The 3,670-nt window shown below is 30.4% G+C and carries 5 protein-coding genes; 4 read left to right on the top strand and 1 reads right to left on the bottom strand.

Annotated features, from left to right (window positions below):
• From Q0352_RS04690 to pyk, 4 genes are all read left to right on the top strand, one after another.
• Positions 1–627 (top strand): beta-ketoacyl synthase N-terminal-like domain-containing protein (locus tag Q0352_RS04690; protein WP_299524375.1); only part of this gene is annotated, 627 nt, incomplete at its 5' end.
• A gap of 15 nt (positions 628–642) precedes the next feature.
• Entirely contained in the window at positions 643–1,383 is a 741-nt protein-coding gene (gene rnc / locus Q0352_RS04685; RefSeq protein ID WP_299524374.1) for a ribonuclease III, read from the top strand.
• 84 nt (positions 1,384–1,467) lie between these two features.
• The gene (locus tag Q0352_RS04680) at positions 1,468–1,926 is read left to right on the top strand and encodes an IPExxxVDY family protein (RefSeq protein WP_299524373.1); all 459 of its coding nucleotides are present in this window, start codon (positions 1,468–1,470) and stop codon (positions 1,924–1,926) included.
• A 2-nt stretch (positions 1,927–1,928) separates the two neighbouring features.
• Positions 1,929–3,359, top strand: coding sequence for a pyruvate kinase (gene pyk, locus Q0352_RS04675; protein WP_299524372.1), 1,431 nt, complete (start codon positions 1,929–1,931; stop codon positions 3,357–3,359).
• 14 nt (positions 3,360–3,373) lie between these two features.
• Here the strand turns inward: pyk and Q0352_RS04670 are convergent.
• The coding region (locus tag Q0352_RS04670) for a DUF2891 family protein (protein ID WP_299524371.1) at positions 3,374–3,670 on the bottom strand (297 nt) is incomplete at its 5' end.

Genomic DNA, 3,670 nt, shown 5'->3' with positions numbered 1-3,670 from the left:
GCACTTTCTACAAGAAATGATGATCCTGCAACTGCATCACGTCCTTTTGATAAAGACCGTGATGGTTTTGTTTCAGGAGAAGGAGCTGGAACACTTATTTTGGAAGAATACGAACATGCCATCGCAAGAGGCGCAAAAATTTACGCAGAAGTAGCTGGAGGTGGATTATCTGCTGATGCTTATCACATTACCGCTCCACATCCTGAAGGATTAGGTGCTAAAAACGTAATGTTAAACTGCTTAAAAGATGCTGGCTTAAAACCAGAAGATGTAGATGCTATAAATATGCATGGAACATCAACACCTTTAGGTGATATTGCTGAATCTAAAGCAATTGTAGAAGTATTTGGTGAACATGCTTATAAACTAAACATAAATTCAACCAAATCAATGACTGGTCATTTATTAGGTGCTGCCGGAGCTGTTGAAGCCATTGCTTCAATACTAGCAATAAAACACGGAATAGTACCTCCTACTATAAATCATTTTACCGATGATGATCAAATTGATAGTAAATTAAATTTTACGTTTAATAAAGCTCAAAAACGAGATGTTAAAATTGCAATGAGCAATACATTTGGGTTTGGCGGACACAATGCTTGTGTACTTCTTAAAAAACTTGATTAACAACAAAAAAACTGAATGAAATTCATTCAAAAAATAATAAAAACTCGTTCTAAAAAAGAAGTGTTTTTTTATCGTTCACTAAAAAAACTATTAGGCTTCGCTCCTAAAGATTTACAATTATACAAAAAAGCATTTATTCATAGATCTACAAGAGAAGTGGATGAAAAAACTGGTCTTCAAATTAATTATGAACGATTAGAATTTCTTGGAGATGCCATGCTAAGTGCAGTTATTGCTTCTCATTTATTTCAAGAAGTACCATCTGGTGATGAAGGTTATTTAACTCAAATGCGTTCTAAAATTGTAAGTAGAGAACACCTAAATGAACTTGGTAGAGACTTTAACTTATTACTTTTTGTAAAAAGCAACGTTGCAAGATCAAAATTTGGCGATGATATTCATGGAAACATATTTGAAGCGTTAATTGGCGCAATTTATTTAGATAGAGGCTATCGTTATTGTGAAAAATTTATCTTTTATAGAGTTATAACCCCTTATGTTGATGTGTTAAAATTAGAAGGGAAAATTACAAGTTATAAAAGCTTAATTATTGAATGGTGTCAGAAACAAAAAAAAGAATTTTTGTATGAAGTTTATGAAGATACAGGAAATGACCCGACTAAACATTTTAGTGTAAAGCTTTTTTTAGATGATAAAATAATTTCTAAAGGAAGAGCCACCTCTAAGAAAAAAGCTGAGGAAATAGCCTCAAAAAGGGCTTATTTCGCTTTTCAAAATGAAATAACTAACTTATAATAGTACTCGAATACGATTTCGTGAAAATATTAGTTACTATAGTTAAACAATCCTATTTTTGCAATATCAATATTCATTCTTTATATGCCAATATTAACATTAGAATTAGAAGATGATTATTTATTAATTGGTATTCATTCAACCGAAGAAGATTATAGGTTAGCATATCTTTTAAATACATACTTAAAAACTAAATTAATTAGGTTTAAACACTGTTTAGATTTTAAAGATTCTAATGCTGAATTTCCGCTATTTGAATACAAAGACGAAAACAATTTTATAAACTATTATTTAATAAATAACAAGTATTCACAACTTGTAAACAATCAGAAAAATGAAGGATTATTTGAAGGTAATTACAGTACCATTTCCTATTTAATTCCTGAAAAAAAGAACGTTGATTTCTTCTTAAAAATTGAAGGTTGTAATCAACAAAATTACGCTAGAACAATAGTTGGGAAATTAAATAAAATACAACAAATAATTACATCCTATGCTATTGAACCTAGCGCACTAAAATCAAAAGACCATTTAATATTTTAATTATGACAAAAAACAGAAAACGCACTAAAATTGTAGCAACACTTGGACCTGCATGTAGTACCAGAGAAATAATTGAAGAAATGATGGAGGCTGGAGTTAATGTATTTAGAGTTAATTTTTCACACGCTGAATACGACGATGTTGCCGAAAAAATAAAAATAATAAGAGAAATTAATAAACGTAGAAGTTTTAATGTAGCTGTATTAGTTGACTTACAAGGCCCAAAATTACGCGTTGGTGTCATGGGTGAAAAAGTAAAATTAAAAGAAGGTGATTCATTTACTTTTACTACTGATAAATGTGAGGGAGATTCTGAAAAAGCCTATATGACTTATCAAAACTTTCCTAAAGACGTTAAAGCTGGAGAACATATATTAGTTGATGACGGAAAATTATTATTTGAAGTTATAGAGACTAATGGAAAAAACGAAGTTAAAACCACCGTTTTAAGAGGCGGAAAATTAAAAAGTAAAAAAGGAGTTAATTTACCTAATACAAAAATATCATTACCTGCTTTAACAGAAAAAGATATTAAAGACGCTTTATTTGCTATTAAAATGGAAGTAGATTGGTTAGCACTTTCATTTGTTAGAAATTCTGAAGATTTAATTAAACTAAACGAATTAGTTAAAGAAAATTCTTCTTACAAAATTCCTATTATTGCTAAAATTGAAAAACCTGAAGCAATTGAAAATATTGATCAAATTATACCTTATTGTGATGGTATTATGGTTGCTCGTGGTGATTTAGGTGTTGAAGTACCAATGGAACAAGTTCCTTTAATTCAAAAACGTCTTGTTGCAATTGCCAAAAAAGCACATAAACCTGTAATTATTGCTACACAAATGATGGAAACAATGATTTCAAGTGAAGTTCCAACACGTGCTGAAGTAAACGATGTAGCAAATTCAATTATGGATGGAGCCGATGCAGTAATGCTTTCGGGAGAAACTTCAGTAGGTGAATTTCCGTTAGAAGTAATTAAGCAAATGAGAAGAATTATAGAAAGTGTAGAAAACTCTCCATTAATTTCAATTCCAAATCAAGCGGTATTTTCCGTAAATGAACGATTTATATCAAATACTATTTGTCATCAAGCTTCATTAATGGCAACTACAATAAATGCCGAAGTAATAACTACATTAACAAATTCAGGGTATACAGCTTTTCAAATTTCATCGTGGAGACCAAAATCTCACATATTGGTATTTTCTTCAAACAGAAGAATTTTAGCTATGCTAAATTTATTATGGGGCGTAAAAGGTATTTATTACGATAATTTTGTAAGCACTGATCAAACTATTGAAGACATTAATAAATTGGCACACGAGAAAGGCTATTTAAAAAGTGGTGACTACGCAATAAATATTACTTCAATGCCTGTAAAGGATAGAGGAATGGCTAATACAATGCGAATTACAGAGTACAAATAGTACTTTATATCTTGTTATTTATTAGTTTTTAAAATTGCATACAACGCAAAAGATGCTAACCAATGTGATCCAGCATATTCACCTGAATTCATTTGAGTGTAACTATACTGAAAATGCTTATTCGCAAGATTAAGCATTTTTTGATTTTGTAATGTATTTCCAATTTCATACAAACACCACGCTCTACTAAAATTTAACCCATCTAAATGTGCTAATTTACCATCAGACCTATCTGTAACCTCAGCTACTTCTAAAAATTGACTTGGATTTTCTCTAAAACCCGGTAAAAAATCATCTAACCAAACTATAAA

It is taken from the genome of uncultured Lutibacter sp. (assembly GCF_937891065.1).
Taxonomy (GTDB): domain Bacteria; phylum Bacteroidota; class Bacteroidia; order Flavobacteriales; family Flavobacteriaceae; genus Lutibacter.
The sequence above is the reverse complement of the archived record's forward strand: the minus strand, read 5'-3'. Positions and strand labels throughout refer to the sequence as shown.

Excerpts from the sequence above, each read along its gene's own strand:
- Q0352_RS04680 (WP_299524373.1), top strand. The coding sequence starts at position 1,468 with ATGCCAATATTAACATTAGAATTAGAAGATGATTATTTATTAATTGGT.
- pyk (WP_299524372.1), top strand. The coding sequence starts at position 1,929 with ATGACAAAAAACAGAAAACGCACTAAAATTGTAGCAACACTTGGACCT.
- rnc (WP_299524374.1), top strand. The coding sequence starts at position 643 with ATGAAATTCATTCAAAAAATAATAAAAACTCGTTCTAAAAAAGAAGTG.